The following is a 19,335-nucleotide window of genomic DNA, read 5'->3' on the forward strand; positions in this document are numbered from 1 at the left end:
CGGTACGGCGGCGCCGGGACAAACATCGACAGCGTGCAGAAACCGATCGACGCCATTCACCACACCGGAATCCTGACCCGCGATCTGGACGGCCTGGAACGCCGCTATCTCGACCTCGGGTTCACGCTGAGTCCCCGCTCGCGGCACCTGCTCAGCGCGCACCCGGGTGAGCCGCCCACGCCCGGATGCACGGCCAACCGGTGCGTGTTGTTCGGCGGGTCCTATCTCGAATTGCTCGGCATCGTGGACGAGAACGCACCGGATCCCTGGCACACCAAAGCGATGGCCGACGAGTACGAAGGTTTCCGCCTGCTCAACCTGGAGACCGGCGACGCCGAGTCGGCGCGGCGGCAGCTGCTGGCGGCGGGACTGCGTGCCACCGGCGTGCTCGACCTCGAGCGCGACGTCGAGACCGAGGACGGCGTTCGCACGGTGCGCGCGCGGGCAGTGCACGTGGACCCGAGCTCGACGCCCGAGGCCCTGCTCGGCGTCGCCCAGCACCTGACCCGCGAATACGTGCACCAGCCGCGCTACCTCGCGCACCCGAACGGCGCGCGTGCCATCGCCGCCGTGCTGATCGCCGCGGCCGATGCGGAGTTCGACGGGATCGTCGAACGCTACGGGCGCATCCTGGAGGCGCCCGCCGTGGGCAAAGGGCCGCTGACCGTGCTGGAGATGGGTGCGGGGCGGTTGGAACTGGTGCGCGCGTCCCAGGCCGACGCCGTGTTGCCGGGTGAACCGGCACCCGCACCGTCGTATCTGGCCGCCATGACGATCGCCGTGCGCGAACTTCGCGTCGCACGCGATGTCATCGAGAACGCGGGTGTGCCGGTGCGCGAGACGGACGAGGGGTTCTTCGTCTCCGCGCGCGACGCCTACGGCGCCGGCCTGTTCTTCGTGGCGGGCTGAGTCAGGGGCGGGCGGGGCCCTCGCCGAGGCGCGGCTCGGCGAGGGTGGAGCGCTTGCGTCCGTATCCGAGATAGACCGCGATGCCGACCAGCACCCACACGCCGAAGCGCACCCAGGTCAGCGCCTCCAGAGTGGTCGCGAGCAGCACGCAGCCAATCAGCGCGAGCAGCGGAACCACGGGCACCAGCGGAGTGCGGAACGGGCGTTCACGTTCGGGCTCCACCCGACGCAGCACCAGCACGCCCACGCACACCACCGCGAACGCCGACAGCGCGCCGATGTTCACCAATTCGACCACGATGTCGATCGGCAGCAGTCCCGCGATGACCGCGCCGAGCGCGCCGAGCAGCACGGTCAGCCGGACCGGGGTCGACCGTTTCCCGGTCGCCGCGAGACCGAAGGGCAGCAGCCGGTCGCGGCACATGGCGAACATCAACCGCACCTGCGCGTAGACGATCAGCAGCAGGCCCTTCGTGAGCGCGATGATCGAGGCGATCACGATGACGTCGCCGATCCAGCCGATGCGCACCGCGCCGAACGCGGTCGCGATCGGCGCGCTGTTGTTCAGCGTGGCGAACGGCACCATGCCGGTGAGCACGGCGCTGACCAGTGCGTAGAGCACCGTGCCGATGATCGCGAACGGCACGTCGCGCCGTGGATCGCGGGCCTCCTCCGCCGACGCGGCGACCACGTCGAAACCGAGGAAGGCGAAGAACGCGATCGCGGCGCCGCCGATGATCCCACCGATGCCGAACGGCGCGAACGGGGTCCAATTGTCCACGCTCACGTGCGGGCCGCCGACGGCGATCACCAGCACGAGCACCCCGATGGTCACCGCGACCAGCGCCTTGGTGATGCGCGCGGTGAACGTCACCTCGCCGACGAGCACCGCGACGACGGCGGCGACGATCAGTACGGCGGGCAGGTTCACCACGCCGCCTTCGGCGGGCCCCGCGACGAGTGCGTGCGGGACGGTGATGCCGAACAGCGAATCCAGCGCGGACACCGTGGTCCCGGACCAGCCGATCGCCACCGCGGCTCCCGCGATGACGAACTCGAGCAGCAGGTTCCAGCCGACCAGGAACGCGGGTGCTTCGCCGAGGGTCGCGTAGGTGTAGGTGTAGGCGCTGCCGGAGACCGGAACCATCGCCGCGAGTTCGCTGTAGCACAGGGCCACCAGCACGCACACCGTTCCGGCCAAGGCGAACGACAGCACGATGGCGGGCCCGGCCTTCTCCGCGGCGGCCACACCGGTGATGACGAAGATTCCCGCGCCAACGATGGTGCCGACGCCCATGGCGGTGAGATCGAGCCGACCGAGCCTGCGCGCCAGCGTGGGCGCGCCCGCCTCGGTCGCGGTGTCGGGCAGGCGGCGGCGCCAGCGCCGGGCTGATTCGGTGGTCATGACTCCCTTAGGCGAACGGTCCGTCGGTCGCGGCCGGTGCCGGACCGATAGACCATTCTCGCTGCGCAGCAGCGCGTGGGAATAACTGGGGGGTTGCGCTCAGCTGCTCGATGACGCGGCGAACGGCGTGGCGGCGGCGACGCGGGCGGCGCGGTTGGGATGCCGCCACAAGCCCCTGCGTTCCAGGATCGGCAGCACGCCCTCCCCGAACCAGTACGCCTCTTCCAGATGGGGGTAGCCGGAGAGGATGAAGTGCTTGATGCCCAGACGCGCGTATTCGGCCAGCCGATCGGCGACTTCGGTGTGCGAGCCGACCAGCGCGGTGCCCGCGCCGCCGCGGACCAGGCCGACACCGGCCCAGAGATTCGGCGCGATCTCCAGCCGGTCGGTGCTGCCGCCGTGCAGTTCGCTCATCCGCCGCTGGCCTTCGGATTCGCTGCGGGCCAGATTGCTCTGCACCCGCTCGATGTCGGCGGGGTCGATGCCGGCCAGCAGGCGGTCGGCCTCGGCCCAGGCCTGCTCGGAGGTGTCGCGGCTGATCACGTGGACGCGCAGGCCGTAGTCGAGGACGCGGCCGTGGTCCACCGCCAGACGGCGGATCCATTCCAGCTTCCTGCTCACCGCGAGCAGCGGCTCGCCCCAGGTCAGGTAGGCGTCGCTGTAGCGGGCCGCGATCGGGCCCGCCGGTTCGGAGGAGCCGCCGAAGAACACCGGGGGCACCGGGTCCGGTCGGTTGGCCAGCAGTGCCTGGTGGACTCGGATGTGCTCGCCCTCGAAGGTCACCGGCTCGGTGGAGGTCCACAGCTCTCGCACGACGTGCAGGAACTCGCCGGTGCGGGCGTAGCGCTGGGTCTTGTCCAGGAAGTCGCCGTAGGCCTGCTGCTCGTGTGGCTCCCCGCCGGTCACCACGTTGAGCAGCAGCCTGCCCTTGGAGTGCCGCTGGAAGGTGGCCGCCATCTGTGCCGCGAGGGTCGGGCTGACCAGGCCGGGGCGGAAGGCGACCAGGAATTTCAGTGTCTCGGTGGTCTCGACCATCATCGCGGTGGTCAGCCAGGCGTCCTCGCACCATGCGCCGGTGGGCGTGAGCACGGCCTCGAAGCCGTTGTCCTCGGCGGCGGCGCCGATCTGGTTCAAGTACCGCAGGCTCGCCGGGCGGTCGCCGGACATGAAGGTGCCGTGCCCGCCCGCGATCAGGCCGCGGGAATCGCCGTAGGTGGGGAGGAACCAGTGGAACGACAGGCTCATGCTGAGCCAACTCCCTTCCGGAGAGCGCGGCCGCGCGGATAACGGACAGATCGAGGCGGTGCGCCCGGTGGGCTTGCCGCAGTGGTCCATGCTGGCCGCTCGGCCGGGCCGGGTCACGGTTTGCAACCAGCCCGGTTTTTATTCGGGTGTCCGGCCGTGTCACTATTCGTGACTAGACGTAACCACGAATCACACGTAATCTGGGCTCAGCACGCACCCTCAGGTGTGCGAGGCGGATCGGACGAAACGAGTACCTCAATGACGCGGCATGTCGACGTATTGATCATCGGCGCTGGGCTGTCCGGAATCGGCATGGCCTGCCATCTCACCAAGGAGCAGACCGGACGCAGCTACGCGATCCTGGAGCGCCGGACGGCCATCGGCGGCACCTGGGACCTGTTCCGCTATCCGGGCATCCGCTCCGATTCCGACATGTACACCTTCGGCTACGGCTTCCGCCCGTGGAACGGCACCAAAGTCCTCGCCGACGGGCCGCACATCCGCCGGTACATCGAGGAGACCGCCGCGGAGTACGGCGTCACCGAGCACATCCGGTTCGGCCGGAAGGTGACCACGGCGCGCTGGTCCAGTGCCACGGGAACCTGGACCGTCGAGGCGCTCGACGAGCAGACCGGCGAGTCCGAGGTCTACACCAGCGACTTCCTGGTCGGCTGCACCGGGTACTACGACTACGACAACGGCTACCGGCCGCGGTTCCCCGGCGAGGAGAACTTCGGCGGGCAGATCGTGCACCCGCAGCATTGGCCCGAAGACCTCGATTACACGGGCAAGCGGATCGTCGTGATCGGCTCCGGAGCCACCGCGATCACGCTGATCCCGGCGATGAGCGACGCGGCGGCGCACGTCACCATGCTGCAGCGCTCGCCGACGTACATCACCGCGCTGCCCGCCGACGACCCGGTCGCGGTGGGGATGAAAGCCGCCAAGGTGCCAGAGAAGCTGGCCTACCGGATCGGGCGCGCGCGCAACATCGCGTTGCAGCGCGCGAGTTTCCAACTCTCTCGTACCAATCCGGAAGCGGCCAAGAAGCTGCTGCTGGCGGCCGTGCGGATGCAGGTCGGCCCGGGGATCGACATGCGCCACTTCACCCCGAGCTACAACCCGTGGGACCAGCGGCTGTGCGTGGTGCCCAACGGTGACCTGTTCAAGGTGCTGCGCAGCGGCAAGGCGTCCATCGTCACCGACCGCATCGAGACCTTCACCGAGACGGGCATCCGCCTGGTCTCCGGCGAGGAACTGCCCGCCGACCTGGTCATCAGCGCCACCGGCCTGAATGTGCAGATGCTGGGCGGCCTGACACTCGAGATCGACGGCGAGCCGGTGGTCACCCGCGACCGGGTGGTCTACAAGGGGACCATGCTCGACGGCGTGCCGAACGCGGTGATGGTGCTCGGCTACACCAACGCCTCCTGGACGCTGAAGGCGGACTTGGCGGCCGAGTACTTCTGCCGTGTGCTCAACCATATGAAGAAGCACGGCTTCACCCGGGTGGAGGCCGTCGCCGCCGAGCGCGACCGAGGCGCCGATTCGGTGATGGGCGGGGCGCTGACCTCCGGCTACATCCAGCGCGGCGACGCGGTCATGCCCCGGCAAGGCACCAACGGTCCCTGGCAGGTGATCAACAACTACTTCCGCGACCGCAAACTGCTGCGTAAGGGCGCGCTCGAGGACGGGGTGCTGACCTTCAGCCGGTCCGAGAAGTCGCCGACCGCCGCACGACCGCTGGAAGGCATCCGCAGCGCCTGAGCGCCGCCGATCGCCTCATATGCGGCGGGCACGACGAGGTGTCCGCCACGAGCGCGGACCACGCGCGCAGGGCGGTTCGCGGGTAGTAGGCGCCCATGATGTCGGCGGCCGGTGCGGGAGACGTGCCATCGGGAGGGGATCCGGCCCACCGGGCCGGGCAGCGGCGACGGGTAGACGCACATAGAGGAGTAGCGCATTCCCGCCGCCGGACTCGGCCACGGCGCCGGGTGCTCGCCGCGCGCGGCCTCTTGCCCCGGAACGAGCACGCGATGGTAGCTCGGCGGTGTGTCCATTCGTCCGAGCCAGCCCGCAACTCTCCGACGGAATGCCCGTTCCGGCCCGGAGCCGGAAGCGTCTTGCGCGTTAGAGACCGAGCAGAGTCTCCGCGACCTTCCCTATGGCGTCGCGAAACTCGGCGCGAGCAGGTTCGTCGTCGGTGCGGCGCGCGAGCACACCCGCGGTCAAGGTGTAGCCGATGGTTTCCGCGATCACCCGCGGCGTCGTCACCGGGGTGACGCGGCCTGCGTCGAGTTGGCGCTGGAGATATCGGGTGAAGCGGCGGATCGGGCGTTCGGTGATCTCCTCGGCCAGCGTGGCGACCTTCGGGTCCACCGCCCCGCGCTCGTCGATCAGCCGCAGCAAGGGGCCTGCCGCCGCGACCGCCGTGGCGAAGGAATCGATGGTGGCGCGCAACATCCTTCGCGGATCGTCGTCCTCGATGCCCGGCTCCTGGGCGGCGAGGAAATCGTCGCGGACCCGCTCGGCCAGCGCGAGGAAGATCTCCTCTTTCGAGGCGAAGTAGACGTACATCGTCGCGCGGGAGACGCCCGCGGCCGCGGTGATCGCGGCGACGGTGGTGTTGTCGTAGCCGCGCTCGGCGAACACCCGGGCCGCGGCGTCGAGCAGGTCGCGGTGCCGGGAGGTGTGCGAGCGCTCCCGCGCGGCACGCACCGACCAGGTGGACTGGGTCACGCAGGACATCGTGACGCATATTGACGTTGACGTCAATGTCAACGAGACTGGGCGGCATGCAACTCGTCGTGGCGAACAGGGGAGAAATAGCGGTTCGCGTGGTGCGCACCGCCCGGGAACAGGGTTGGCGCACCCTGGCGATGCATACGGCCGAGGAACGAGACGCGTTGCACGTCCGCCTGGCCGACGACGCGGTGGCGTTGCCCGGCGTCGGCGCCGCCGCCTACCTCGACGTGTCGGCGGTCGTGGCAGCGGCACGGAAGGCGGGGCCGGGGGCCTTGGTGCATCCGGGCTACGGATTCCTCAGCGAGAGCGCGGAATTCGCGGCGGCATGCGCGGCGGCCGAGCTCGTGTTCGTCGGTCCTTCGGCGGAAGCGCTGGAAGTTTTCGGGGACAAGACCGCGGCGCGCGCGGCGGCCGAGCGCGCGGGCGTCCCGGTACTCCCGGCGACCCGCCGCGGCGCGGACATCGCCGCGGTCGAGGCCCTGCTCGCCGCGCACCCCGACGGGGTGATGGTGAAGGCTGCCGCGGGGGGTGGCGGACGCGGTATGCGAGCGGTGCGCGACGCCGCGCGCCTGCCGGAGGCTTTCGAACGTTGCCGCGCGGAGGCGCTGGCCGGATTCGGCGACGACGGGGTCTACGCGGAGGCGCTGGTCACCGGAGCGCGTCACATCGAGGTCCAGATCGTCGCGGACGGCGCGGCGGCGGCGGCCGTCGGCGATCGTGATTGCAGCGTGCAACGCAGGCAGCAGAAACTGCTCGAGGTGGCGCCCGCTCCCGAACTGTCCTCCGTGTCGCGGGAGCGGTTGCACCGCTGGGCCGTCCGGCTCGCCGAATCCGTCGGTTGCCGCGGCGTTCTCACCGTCGAGTTCCTCGTCCGCGGCGAGGAGGCCTGGTTTCTCGAGGTGAACCCGCGCTTGCAGGTCGAGCACACCGTCACCGAAGCGGTCACCGGGATCGATCTGGTCGCGGTGCAATGCGATCTCGCCCGCAGGGCCACGCTGGCCGAGCTCGCATTGCCCGATCCCGGTACCGCCCGCGGCTACGCGGTGCAGGCGCGCCTGAACGCCGAAACCGTCACCGCGGGCGGGGACGTGCTGCCCGGCACCGGCACGCTGACCCGATTCGCGCCCCCGACCGGCGCCGGGGTGCGGGTCGACACCGCCGCGTACGCCGGAATGCGGCAGGACGCGCGCTTCGACTCCCTGCTGGCGAAGATCGTCGCCGCCGGTCCCTCCTATCCCGCCGCGCTGCGCCGGTGCGCCGACGCGCTGGCTGAGACCGTCGTCACCGGCGTGGACACGAACGTCGCCGTGCTGCGCGCGGTCTTGGCGGACCTGGCGCAGGGCCGCGTGGTGCCCACCACGTGGTTCGAGCAGAATGTCGAGGAATTGGTCCGGCGCGCAAGCGATCTCGCCGATGCCCTGCCCCTCGCGCCGGTCGGGCACGAGGTCGCGGCGGCCGAGGTGACGCTGGCCGGCGACGAGGAGGCGGTGCGGTCGCCGATGGGCGGCACGGTGGTCGCTCTCGCCGACCCCGGCACCCTCGTCGCGGCGGGTGGCGAGGTGGCGGTGCTGGAAGCGATGAAGATGCAGCACGTGGTGCGCGCCGAGCAGGACCTGCGGGTGTGCCGCCATGTCGTGGCGGTCGGCGCGGTCGTCGATCCGCACGCGCCGCTGCTGACCTTCGTCGCCGCCGAGCACGACGGCGCGGTCGCGGAACACGCCGCGATCGACCTGGACGCGGTGCGCGCCGACCTCGCCGAAGTCCACGCCCGGCACCGCGTCGGCCTCGACGAAGCGCGGCCGGAGGCGGTCGCGAAACGTCATCGGCTCGGGCGGCGCACCGCCCGGGAGAACATCACCGACCTGGTCGACGCGGACAGCTTCGTAGAATACGGCGCGCTGGCCGTCGCCGCGCAGCGCCTGCGCCGCAGCCAGGAGGATCTGATCGCGAACACACCCGCCGACGGACTGATCGCGGGCGTCGCCACCATCGACGCCGAGCGATTCGGTCCTGATCGCTCGCGCGCGGTCGTGCTGTCCTACGACTACACGGTGCTGGCCGGCACCCAGGGAATGCGCAACCACGTCAAGACCGATCGCATGCTGGAACTCGCTCGTGAACAGGAGCTTCCGGTGGTGTTCTTCACCGAGGGCGGCGGCGGCAGACCGGGCGACACCGACTATCCCGGCATCTCCGGACTGGACGTCACCACCTTCCGCGCGATGGGTGCGCTCGCGGGCCGGGTTCCGCTGATCGGAATCGTGTCCGGCCGCTGCTTCGCGGGTAACGCGGCGCTGCTCGGCATGTGCGACGTCGTGATCGCCACGCCCGACGCGAACATCGGCATGGGCGGCCCCGCCATGATCGAGGGTGGCGGGCTCGGCGTGTACGCCCCGGAGGACATCGGTCCGGTCGAGGTTCAGCGCCGCAACGGTGTCGTGCACATCGTCGCCGCCGACGAGGCCGAGGCGGTCGCCACCGCCCGTCGCTATCTCGCCTACTTCCAAGGCGCCACCGAGGACTGGACCGCGCCCGACCCGCGCCTGGCGCGGCACGTCGTCCCCGAGAACCGGCTGCGCGCGTTCGACATCCGTGCCGCCATCGAAGCCGTCGCGGATGTCGGGTCGGTGCTGGAGCTGCGACGCGACTGGGCGGCCGGAATCGTCACCGCACTGATCCGGGTCGAGGGACGGCCGTTCGGGTTGATCGCCAACGACTGCCACCATCACGGCGGGGCGATCGACGCTCCCGGCGCGGACAAGCTGAGCATGTTCCTGCGCCTGTGCGACGCGCACGGCCTGCCGATCGTCTCCTTCTGTGACACACCGGGTTTCATGGTGGGCCCCGAGGCGGAGAAGGACGGAACGGTGACGAAGTTCAGTCGCCTGTTCATCGACTCCGCCGCACTGTCCGTGCCACTGGGCACCGTCATCGTGCGCAAGGGCTACGGTCTGGGCGCCCAAGCCATGGCGGCGGGCTCGTTCCGCGCGCCCCGGTTCGTCGTCGCCTGGCCGACCGGGGAAATCGGCGGCATGGGTCTGGAGGGCGCGGTCCGCCTCGGCTTCGCCAAAGAACTAGCCGCCATCGAGGATCCGGGTGAGCGGCAGCAAGCATTCGACAATCTGGTCCAGCTCGCCTACGCCAACGGCAAGGCGCTCACCGCCGCGACCGTCCTGGAAGTCGACGACGTCATCGATCCGGCCGACACCCGCCGCTGGATTCGCACGCTGCGCTGACCCACCGGCCCACGCGCCTGGGGAGGCAACGGCCCCCGCGCTCGGAGCCGGGCCTGTGAGTCCGGTTAAGATCATGATCCGCACGCGCGCCCCATCAGGCGCCGTGCCAGGCCGGTCCGTCCTCACCACGGGACCGCGGACCGCGAGCCGGGCGACGCCCGCGACACATCCACGGCAGAGAGACCTGCCGGAACCAGCCGGTGTGTCGTTCCGGGCACGGCTTTCTCCTCGATCATCGGCGTCAGCGTGCGCGAAAACCGCTTCGTCCCAGCGGCATTCACGCGTAGCGGCGCAGTAGAACGGAGTTTTCCCGTGAACTCATCCCTTGCGTGGCGTAGCGCGCCACGCACCCACCGTCCCGACCCCGGACCCGTGCCGAGCACGACCGAACGGATCACCGGCGCGCAGGCGGTGGTCCGCGCGCTGGAGGAACTCGGCGTCGAGGTCGTCTTCGGCATCCCGGGTGGGGCGATCCTGCCGGTCTACGACCCGCTACTGGATTCGCGGCGGATCCGGCACGTCCTGGTCCGGCACGAGCAAGGCGCTGGGCACGCGGCCACCGGCTACGCCCAGGCAACCGGCAAGGTCGGCGTGTGCCTGGCGACCTCGGGGCCGGGAGCGACCAACTTGGTCACCCCGCTCGCCGATGCCCAGGCCGATTCGGTGCCGGTGGTCGCGATCACCGGTCAGGTGGGCACACCGGTGATGGGCACCGACGCGTTCCAGGAAGCCGACATCACCGGCATCACGATGCCGATCACCAAGCACAACGTCCTCGTCATGCGCGGGGCCGACATCCCGAAGGTCTTGGCGGAGGCGTTTCACCTGGCCGCGACGGGACGGCCCGGTGCCGTGCTGGTCGACATCCCGAAGGACGTGCTCCGCGCGCAGACGATCTTCCACTGGCCGCCGCGCATCGACCTGCCCGGCTACCGCCCGGTGACGACGCCGAACCCGCGGCAGATCACCGCCGCGACGCACCTGATCGCCACGGCGCAAGCGCCGGTGCTCTACGTCGGCGGGGGAGTGATCAAATCCGAAGCGGCCGAGGCGCTGCGGACATTCGCCGAAGTGACCGGAATACCGGTGGTGACCACGCTGATGGCGCGTGGCGCGTTTCCCGACAGCCATCCGCAGCATTTGGGCATGCCCGGCATGCACGGCACCGTGACGGCGGTGGCGGCCTTGCAGAAAGCCGACCTGCTGATCGCGCTCGGCGCACGTTTCGATGATCGCGTCACCGGCGATCCGCGGACGTTCGCACCCGGCGCCGCGGTGATCCACGCCGATATCGACCCGGCCGAGATCGGCAAGAACCGCCGGGCCGACGTGCCCATCGTCGGCGACTGCCGCGCGGTGCTCGAACAACTTCACGCGGCCATCGGCGCGTATCCGCAACCACTGCCGGACCTCGCGCCGTGGTGGGCGCGATTGAACCGCCTGCGCGCGGACTATCCGCTCGGCTACCAGTGGCCCGCCGATGGTGCGCTGGCACCGCAGTTCGTGATCACCGAACTCGGCCGTGCGGCCGGCCCCGACGCGATCTTCTGCGCGGGCGTCGGCCAGCACCAGATGTGGGCGGCGCAGTTCATCGACCACGAGAAACCCCGCACCTGGCTGAACTCCGGCGGGCAGGGCACGATGGGATACGCCGTGCCCGCGGCCATCGGCGCGAAGCTGGGCGCTCCGGACGCGGAGGTGTGGGCGATCGATGGCGACGGTTGTTTCCAGATGACCAACCGGGAGCTGGCGACCGCCGCGGTGGAAGGCATCCCCATCAAGGTCGCGGTGATCGACAACGGCCACCTGGGGATGATCCGGCAATGGCAGCACCTGTTCTACGACGAGCGCTACTCGCAGAGCGATCTGGCCACCCACTCCCGGCGGATCCCGGATTTCGCGGCGCTCGCCGAGGCCCTGGGCTGTGTGGGCCTGCGATGCGAGCGCAGGCAGGACGTGGCCGGGGTGATCGCGGCCGCGCGAGCGGTGCGCGACCGCCCGGTGGTCGTGGACTTCGTCGTCGGCGCAGACGCGCAGGTGTGGCCGATGATCGCGGCCGGGGCGGGCAACGACCGCATCATGGCGGCCCGGGACCTGCGCCCGTTGTTCGACGACGCCGACGATCCGCCGCCATCGGACGTCGCCGACGCCGCCCCGGGGCAGGCCGCGCGATGAGCACGCGCGTTCTCGAGCTGCGCGTAGCGGACGCGTCCGGCACCTTGGTGCGGCTGGCGCTGGTGGCACGCCGTTTCGGCGGCAGCATCCGGGAGCTGACCGTCACCGCCGATCCGGCGACCGGCACGGCGCGGATGCGGATCGCGCTCGGCGGCGACGCCGCGACGACCGCGCGGATCGCCGACCGTCTCGCCGCATTCGCCGACGTGCACGCTGTCGTGCGCTGAACCGGACGATGTGTGTCCGGGGACAACCGGTCGGTGGTTCCGCCATGGCTGGTCGATATCGGCATTGCGCCCGGACGCGAAGTCTCTTACGGCACGCCGGCGATGCGGGCATCCGCGAACCCGCCTGCGTCTCCGACCGACAGGCCGGGTCGGCGAGCCCGCGCAATGCGCCGTCCGGTGGTGCACACCTGGCGCACCCCCGGCTCCGTGCGTGCCGCCTGCCCGGATCGGCCGCCGATTCCCCGGCGTGGCGCGGCGATCCGGCGCCGGGCGAGGGCACGACCGAGCCGCTTTCGCCTGGCTCGCGGACTGATTCGGGCCCGATCGGCCGCTCGCATCGGCGTGCCGAATTCCTCTCGCCTGTCAACGACGACCCCGGAAGGTGCGGCGTAGGTCGTCGGTCCATTGGCCGGGGATCTCCCACGGGATGAAGTGCCCGCCATGGTCGTGGACGGTGAGGTTGACATGGTTGTACCACTGGGCGCGGTCACCGGTGCGGAAGTGTTCGACGCGTTGGGCGGTGCTGATGCCGGGCGGGTTCTCGTAACCGACGAAGGTGATGCCGGTGGGGGCCTGCACCACCGGCAGACGGTCGTGCGAAGGCGTCCAGGGGTAGCGATTGTGGTTGGCATAGAGGCGGATCGAGGTGCCGATGGTGTTGGTGGCCCAGTAGATCGTGGCGTGCGTGAGGAGATCGTCTTTGCTGAACACGGTTTCGATGTCGCCGCCGTTGTCGCTCCATTTGATCCACCGTTCCAGGATCCATGCCAGCATGCCCGCCGGTGAATCGGACAGGGCGTGGGCGAGGGTGCTCGGGGCGAGCAGGTGTGCGGCCAGATGGACGGCGAAACGCTTGTCCAACTCCACGATCCGGGCGCGCACCTGGGTGGGCAGGCCGTCGGGAATCGGCATGCCGCCGCTGAAGTCCCAGGCGCGATCGCCGTTGAAGAAGTCGAGTTTCAGTCCGGATCCGATGTGGATGGCATACAACTCGTCGGCGTACTTGTGGCCGAGCTGCGCGGTGACCAGCGCTCCCACGTCGCAACCGGCGGCGCCGTACTTCTCGTAGCCCAGCACATCGGTCATGAGCGTGTGCCAGAGGTCGGCGACCTTCCAGAAGTTCAGATCGGGGCGGTTCAGTGGGCTGGAGAACCCGAAGCCGGGAAACGAGGGCACGATCACGTCGAACGCCTCGGCCGGATCACCGCCGTGTGCCCCTGGATCCGCCAGCAGGTCGGCGACCTTGGACCAGTGCCAGAATGTCCAGGGCCAGCCATGTGTCAGTATCAGCGGCGTCGGATCCGGCCCGACGCCGGGCCTACGCATGAAATGCACTGGAACGCCGTCGATTTCGATCTTGTAATGCTGGTAGGTGTTGATCTCGGCTTCGGCTGCGCGCCAGTCGTATCCACCGCGCCAGTAGTCGACGAGCTCCTGGAGATAGCCGCGAGGCACGCCGTAATACCAGTCCTCATTGCCGACATCGTCGGGCAGGCGGGTCAGATCCAGGCGCTGCCGCAGGTCGGTGAGCACACTGTCGGGGACGTGAATCCTCGTCGGCGTCAAAGGGAAGGGTCGCGCCTCACCGGTTCCGTCGCTCATCGGGCCTCCTGTGCCGTCCGGGCTCCACTTTACATAAGCATGTTATTTAAGCAACTTTTATAAGTGCCGGATATAGTTGGGCGTGTGGACGACATCGACGATTTCGACGTGGACGCCTTCGCCGCGGCGATCGAGGACTTCAACCGGGTCTACATCCGCATCCCGGTGCGGGAGAAGCTCCCGTTCACCACGCTGTCGGTGCTCGACACCCTGGCTCAGCGGGGCCCGGCGCGGCTGACGGATCTCACCGAGACCGAGCAGCTGACCCAGCCGGGCATCACGCAACTCATCGCGCGCTTGGAGCGCGACGGGCTGGTGCAGCGCCACCGTGACCCCGACGATGGACGGGCCGTCATCGTGCATCTCACCGAGTCGGGCCGACAGGTGCGGCAAACCCGCCACGACGACCGGGTCCGGCACCTGGCTCCGATGGTTCGTGAGCTCAGCCCCGCACACCGGCAGGCTCTCAGCGCCGCGCTACCCGCCCTTGCCCGGCTCGCCCAGTTGCAGCGAGAGCGCTGACGCGCACGGCATGCGCCACCGGGTACAGGTGTGAGGCAAGCGCTGGATCCGTACCCTGCTCGGAGTGACTCGAGACCAGACCACATCGCCGAGAGTCGTAGCGACAGATTCCTACCGAACGATCGAGAATCCTTCCGAGACGCAGCTGCACGACATCCTCGCGGACATGAACCTGAGTGTGCCGTTCGTCATCGTCGACCGGCTCGGCGGCCCCGAATCCGGCGACTATTACATCCAGGTCCACCTCGATGAACAAGTGGATCCACAACAGGGGCACGGCTATATCGTCGAATTTCGCGACGGAGGACCGGATGCGCATTTCCGTGCCACCGTACGCGACGACGTTCCGTGGAACAGCGTTCACTCTCCCGCGTTCGAGACCGTGGTGAGCGCTGTCCAGGACTGGGCATTCCAGCGCGGAGGCTGGCGAACGGCACTGGGCTGGGAACGGCTCGAGTTCGACCACTGACCAGCCGAGGCAAGAGGCGCTATCTGCTCTCCCACGCCGCCCGCCTGGACGTCGGCGGCGGGTGGTCACATGATCGGCGGCCGAACTTGTCGTGGCGCACCGGGATACTCGGCACCGGCCCATCTTCGTGACGAACTGGAGGAGTGCATGGCGCGCGATCTCGACGACCTGCCGTACGCGCGATACCTCACCGCGCCGGACGGCGACCTCGAGGCGGAAGGCGACTACGACTGCGTCCGGGTGGACGGCGGTGTGCTGGACGACCTCGATGTGCGGCACGCGCGGTTCAGCGAGTCCGTGTTCACCTCGACCACCTTCACCCGGGGGAGTCTGCGCTACAGCCGGTTCGCCGATGTGTGGCTGCGTCATGTCCGCTGGATCGGCACCGAGTTGGCCGACACGGCATGGATCGACGGCGAGGTGGTCTCCGGGGCGATGTCGGGCGTCGACTTCGCGGGCGCCAATCTGCGGCGGGTGCGGTTCGAAGGCTGCAAGTTCGACGCGGTGAACTTCCGCGGCGCCCACTTGCGCGAGGTGTCCTTCACCGATTGTGTGCTGCGCGATTGCGATTTCGCCGAAGCGGCCCTGACCGACATCGCGGTGCCCGGCTCGGAACTCGTCCGCCTCTCGCTGCGCAACGTTCGCTCGGCGAAGGTGGACCTGCGCGGCGCGACGGCGCTGGACATCACCGACGGGCTCGACAGCCTGCGCGGCGCGACGATCACCAGCCCGCAACTGATGGATCTCGCGCCCGCCTTCGCGCGTTCCATCGGTCTCACCGTGTCGGATTGACCGCGCGCGGTTCGCCGAGATGCCGCTGCGGGGTGAACACATCCGTCTGCCCGCGCCTGCCGCACCGGCATTTCGGCGAACCGCTGATGAGCCCGACACCCGATTGATACATTGCGCCGATACCGCGCAGTACCGCTTCATCGAGGACACGAGCCATGGTCGATCCGGATTCCCTCCGCAGTACCGAGGGCGTGCGCGCTCTGGTACGTATCGCCGGAGAGCGTGGCATGGCGCCCGCGGAGTGCCTGGCCGGAACGGCGCTCGCGCCGGCCGAACTGGACGATCCGTGCGCCGAGATCACCGCCCACGACGAGCTGCGGATAGTGCACACGGTCCTCGGCCGCTTCGGCGACGAGCCCGGACTCCATCTCGCGGCGGCGGTCCGTCATCACCTGCGGTCACGCGGGCCGTGGGGGCTCGCGCTGCTGGGCAGCCGGACGCCACGGGAGCTGATCGAGGTGGGGCTGCGCTGCGTCGGCCGCACGGTGCCGTTCGGGCGGGTGACTGTCGAGGAAGCCGACGGTGAAGCCCGGCTGGTGTTCGAGGACGCGAATCTTCCGCCGGGCATGCGGGCGTTCTTCGCCGAGGCGACGCTGGCCGGGTTGCCCGCCTTCGATCGTGAACTGTTCTCCGTCGGGGTCCCGGTGCGGCGGGTCAGTTTCCGGCACGCCTGCCCCCGCGACACCAAGCGCTATCGCGACATCTTCGGCGTGGTGCCGATCTTCGGTGCACCGCTGAGCGCGGTGGTCTTCGATCGGGGCGTGCTGGACCGGCCCCTGCCGCCGGCGAACGCCGCCGCCAGGGACAGCTGCGGGCTACTGTGCCGCGACCTGCTCGACCGGCGCCGGACGCGCACCGGTGTCGCCGCGTCGGTGCGCGATCGCCTGGTCCGCACTCCTGGTGAGATCCCCGATCAGGCGACGGTCGCGCTCGGGCTGTACATGAGTTCGCGCACCTTGTCGCGGCGGCTGCACGAGGAGGGGACCTCGTTTCGCGCCTTGCTGGACGAAGTGCGTCAGACGATGTCCGAGGTGTTGCTCGCGCACACCGATATGACGACGGAACAGGTCGCGGCGCGGCTCGGCTATGCGGAGGCGGCCTCCTTCATCCGAGCCTTCCGCCGCTGGCAGGGCTGCCCGCCGCAGACGTTCCGCTCGCGGGGACGGCGCTCGCATCGCGCCCCCGAACTGGTCTGAGCGCCCCGGCTCCGGCCGGCCGCGTCCGCGCCGACGGAGGATCGCACGTCATGCGGAAGCGGGCAGACGGTCGGCTATCGTGCTGCGGGCAGCGGACGGGTCGATCCAGCGCTGGGATCGTCCGCCGGAACGCTCCCGTACTATCGCGATCGGAGTCGGCCTGCCGGGGAGATGAAGGAGGAGGGTGTGGAAGTTCGCACCAGCAACGAGCCACTGTGGTTACGGTTGGGCCAACGACTTCCGGAGCATTCCGCGCCGGCGGGCGCCGCGGCGCCGTCGGCCGTGGGAGCCGTTCGATGAGCGACGAAGGCGCCGACCTACGCTGCGCCGGATGCTCGGCGGTCGGACTCGACGGCCCGCGGTGCGGGTCCTGCGGTCTGGAACTCGGTTATCGGTACGTCGCGCTGCCCGCTGACGATCCATCGCCGTGCGTCGACTGCGGGGGCGACCGATTCGACGCCGCGGGGCACTGCGCGCAGTGCGGCCGGTCCCGGACGATGCCGGATCGCTTCGACACCGATCTCGGCGCGGTCGCGGTGCTCACCGACCGCGGCATCGTCCACGCGCGCAACGAGGACGCCGTCGCGGCCGGGGTGCTCGACGGCGCGGCGACCGGGGTGGCCACGACCGTCGTGATCGCGGTCAGCGACGGAGTGTCGACCTCGTCGCGCCCGCAGGTGGCCTCCGGCGCGGCCGTCCGGGCGGGCGTCGGCGCCACCGCCGAGGCACTCGCCTCCGGCCTGCCCGCGACCGACGCCGTCATGGCCGGGCTGGCGGCCGCGGCGCAGGCGGTCCGCGACGTCGACGTTCCCGACGGCCCGGCGCCCTCGTGCACCTACGTGTCCGCCATCGTCTCCCACCACGGCGACCAGACCGAGGTCACCGTGGCCAATGTCGGTGACAGCCGGGCCTATTGGCTGCCCGCGACCGAGGGCGGACGACCGGGCGACGAGCCCGCCCAGCGGTTGACCGTCGACGACTCGTGGGCTCAGGCGCTCGTCGACGCGGGCGCGATGGACGAGCGCGCGGCGATGGCCGACCCTCGCGCGCACACGCTGATCCGCTGGCTCGGCGCGGACAGCCCGCCCAAGCCGTGGGCGGACAATTGCGTGCGGACCGTGCGCGTGTCGGGTCCGGGAATGCTGCTGCTGTGCTCGGACGGATTGTGGAACTACTCGCCTTCCCCGTCTGCGCTGGCCCAGCACGTGGCGGGGGCGTCGCCCGCGGCGGCGGCGCGCGCACTGGCGCAGTTCGCGTTGCGTTGCGGCGGCGGTGACAACATCACGGTCGCATTGGCGCCCGTGCCGTGGGAGAGCGCTTCGCCGGTTCCATAGACAGCGGTGTTCATGGTTGCGTATGGTCGTCGACTATGACGAAGTTCGCCGGCAAAACCTGTCTGATCACCGGCGCCGCCAGCGGTCTCGGTCGTAGCACGGCACTCGCGGCGGCGGAAAAGGGTGCCGCGCTCGTGCTGACCGACATCGCCGCCGAGGGACTGGCGCGCACGGCCGCCGACGCGGGCGCCGCGGGCGCCACCGTACACCTGGCCGAGGCGGCCGATGTCGGTGATTACGATCAGGTCGTCGCGCTGGCGGCTCAGGCGCACGACGCGGTCGGCAGCGTCGACATCGTCATGAACGTGGCCGGCATCGCCACCTGGGGCACCGTCGACCGGCTGACGCACGACCAATGGCGGCGCACCATCGACATCGACCTCATGGGTCCCATCCACGTGATCGAAGCGTTCGTTCCGCCGATGATCGCGGCCGGACGCGGCGGCCACTTGGTGAACGTGTCCTCGGCGGCGGGCCTGTTCGGCCTGCCGTGGCACGCGCCCTACAGCGCGAGCAAATTCGGTCTGCGCGGTGTGTCGGAGGTGCTGCGCTTCGACTTGGCGCGTCACCGCATCGGCGTGAGCCTGGTGTGCCCGGGCGCGATGGCCACGCCCATGGTCGACCGTGTGGACATCGCGGGCGTCGACCGCACGGCTGAAGCGGTGCAGCAAGGCGTCGCGCTGTTCATGCGGCACGCGGTCACGCCGGAGGCGGCGGCGCGCTCGATCGTGCGCGGTGTCGAGCGCAATCGCTATCTGGTGTTCACCTCGCCGGATATTCGCGTCGGTTTCTGGGCGCAGCGCTATTTCCCGCCCGCGTACAACGTCGCGATGCGTGGGTTGAACTGGGCGATGAATCGCTACGTCGAGCAGAAGGCAGGCGCCGCCGCGAGCTGAGACGCGGCAGGGCCGATGGCGGGGGCCGGGCCGCGACCGGCCATGATCGTGGTCATGGCATCGGCTGTCTACTTGATCACCGGCATCCAGGCCGCGGGCAAATCGACCGTCGCGCAGGCGCTGGCCGAACGGCTGCCGCGCTCGGTGCACGTGCGTGGAGACGTGTTCCGCCGTTTCGTCGTCAACGGGCGTGCGGAGATGAGCGCCGCTCCGTCGCCCGAGGCGCTGGCCCAGCTGCGGTTGCGGCACAGCCTGGCCGCCGCGACGGCCGACGCCTACGCCGACGCCGGGTTCACGGTCGTGCTGCAGGACGTCGTACTCGGCGAATTCCTGCCGTGGCTGGCCGATCTGATCGTCACCCGACCGCTGTACGTCGTCGTGCTGGCGCCGCGCCCGGAAGTGGTCCTCGCACGCGAGGCCGCGCGTGGCAAGGACGCCTACGACGAATTCACCGTCGCCGGGCTGGACGAGGTGCTGCGCGAGACCACGCCCCGCATCGGCCTCTGGGTCGACACCTCGGATCTGACGGTCGAGCAGACGGTCGATCGAATTCTCGCCGAGGCCGGGCCGCTGACGGAGTGA

16 protein-coding genes are annotated in these 19,335 nt (G+C 70.0%); 12 read left to right on the forward strand and 4 right to left on the reverse strand.

From position 1 onward, the window contains the following. Positions 1–33 precede the first annotated feature (33 nt). A complete protein-coding gene (locus tag QMG86_RS13485) occupies positions 34–909 on the forward strand; it encodes a VOC family protein (protein WP_281879857.1) in 876 nt (291 codons plus the stop codon). 1 nt (position 910) lies between these two features. Here QMG86_RS13485 and QMG86_RS13490 read toward each other — a convergent pair whose 3' ends face one another. Both QMG86_RS13490 and QMG86_RS13495 read right to left on the reverse strand, forming a co-directional pair. Next, positions 911–2,314: an amino acid permease gene (locus QMG86_RS13490; protein WP_281879859.1), complete on the reverse strand. Its 1,404-nt coding sequence runs from the start codon at positions 2,312–2,314 to the stop codon at positions 911–913. Between the two features lie 99 nt (positions 2,315–2,413). Next, on the reverse strand, positions 2,414–3,559 hold the full coding sequence (locus tag QMG86_RS13495; RefSeq protein ID WP_281879861.1) for an LLM class flavin-dependent oxidoreductase: 1,146 nt from the start codon (positions 3,557–3,559) through the stop codon (positions 2,414–2,416). A 258-nt stretch (positions 3,560–3,817) separates the two neighbouring features. On the opposite strand from QMG86_RS13495, the gene QMG86_RS13500 reads away from it, so the two are divergent. Then, positions 3,818–5,326: a flavin-containing monooxygenase gene (locus QMG86_RS13500; RefSeq protein ID WP_281879863.1), complete on the forward strand. Its 1,509-nt coding sequence runs from the start codon at positions 3,818–3,820 to the stop codon at positions 5,324–5,326. A gap of 363 nt (positions 5,327–5,689) precedes the next feature. On the opposite strand, the gene QMG86_RS13505 is transcribed toward QMG86_RS13500, so the two are convergent. Further along, complete coding sequence (locus tag QMG86_RS13505) at positions 5,690–6,298, reverse strand: TetR/AcrR family transcriptional regulator (RefSeq protein WP_281879864.1); 609 nt, start codon at positions 6,296–6,298, stop codon at positions 5,690–5,692. Between the two features lie 56 nt (positions 6,299–6,354). On the opposite strand from QMG86_RS13505, the gene QMG86_RS13510 reads away from it, so the two are divergent. The 3 genes from QMG86_RS13510 (at position 6,355) to QMG86_RS13520 (ending at position 11,942) form a co-directional block, all read left to right on the forward strand. After that, the gene (locus tag QMG86_RS13510) at positions 6,355–9,540 is read left to right on the forward strand and encodes an acetyl-CoA carboxylase family protein (protein WP_281880947.1); all 3,186 of its coding nucleotides are present in this window, start codon (positions 6,355–6,357) and stop codon (positions 9,538–9,540) included. Between the two features lie 312 nt (positions 9,541–9,852). Then, positions 9,853–11,715, forward strand: a complete 1,863-nt coding sequence (locus QMG86_RS13515; protein ID WP_434086177.1) for an acetolactate synthase large subunit — start codon at positions 9,853–9,855, stop codon at positions 11,713–11,715. Then, positions 11,712–11,942 (forward strand): ACT domain-containing protein, encoded by a 231-nt coding sequence (locus QMG86_RS13520; protein ID WP_281879866.1) that lies wholly within the window; start codon positions 11,712–11,714, stop codon positions 11,940–11,942. Before QMG86_RS13515 ends, QMG86_RS13520 begins: the two co-directional genes overlap by 4 nt. A 363-nt stretch (positions 11,943–12,305) precedes the next feature. On the opposite strand, the gene QMG86_RS13525 is transcribed toward QMG86_RS13520, so the two are convergent. Further along, complete coding sequence (locus tag QMG86_RS13525; protein WP_281879867.1) at positions 12,306–13,544, reverse strand: epoxide hydrolase family protein; 1,239 nt, start codon at positions 13,542–13,544, stop codon at positions 12,306–12,308. An 84-nt stretch (positions 13,545–13,628) separates the two neighbouring features. On the opposite strand from QMG86_RS13525, the gene QMG86_RS13530 reads away from it, so the two are divergent. From QMG86_RS13530 to QMG86_RS13560, 7 genes are all read left to right on the forward strand, one after another. Next, on the forward strand, positions 13,629–14,066 hold the full coding sequence (locus QMG86_RS13530; protein WP_281879868.1) for a MarR family winged helix-turn-helix transcriptional regulator: 438 nt from the start codon (positions 13,629–13,631) through the stop codon (positions 14,064–14,066). A gap of 178 nt (positions 14,067–14,244) precedes the next feature. Then, positions 14,245–14,535 (forward strand): hypothetical protein, encoded by a 291-nt coding sequence (locus QMG86_RS13535; protein WP_281879870.1) that lies wholly within the window; start codon positions 14,245–14,247, stop codon positions 14,533–14,535. A 147-nt stretch (positions 14,536–14,682) separates the two neighbouring features. Further along, entirely contained in the window at positions 14,683–15,327 is a 645-nt protein-coding gene (locus QMG86_RS13540) for a pentapeptide repeat-containing protein (RefSeq protein WP_281879872.1), read from the forward strand. A 155-nt stretch (positions 15,328–15,482) separates the two neighbouring features. Further along, on the forward strand, positions 15,483–16,523 hold the full coding sequence (locus QMG86_RS13545; RefSeq protein ID WP_281879874.1) for an AraC family transcriptional regulator: 1,041 nt from the start codon (positions 15,483–15,485) through the stop codon (positions 16,521–16,523). Positions 16,524–16,819: 296 nt separating this feature from the next. Continuing rightward, complete coding sequence (locus tag QMG86_RS13550) at positions 16,820–17,857, forward strand: PP2C family protein-serine/threonine phosphatase (protein ID WP_281879875.1); 1,038 nt, start codon at positions 16,820–16,822, stop codon at positions 17,855–17,857. A gap of 35 nt (positions 17,858–17,892) precedes the next feature. After that, positions 17,893–18,753 (forward strand): SDR family oxidoreductase, encoded by an 861-nt coding sequence (locus QMG86_RS13555; protein ID WP_281879877.1) that lies wholly within the window; start codon positions 17,893–17,895, stop codon positions 18,751–18,753. Positions 18,754–18,807: 54 nt separating this feature from the next. Continuing rightward, on the forward strand, positions 18,808–19,335 hold the full coding sequence (locus QMG86_RS13560) for an AAA family ATPase (protein ID WP_281879879.1): 528 nt from the start codon (positions 18,808–18,810) through the stop codon (positions 19,333–19,335).

It is taken from the genome of Nocardia sputorum (assembly GCF_027924405.1).
Taxonomy (GTDB): Bacteria; Actinomycetota; Actinomycetes; order Mycobacteriales; family Mycobacteriaceae; genus Nocardia; species Nocardia sputorum.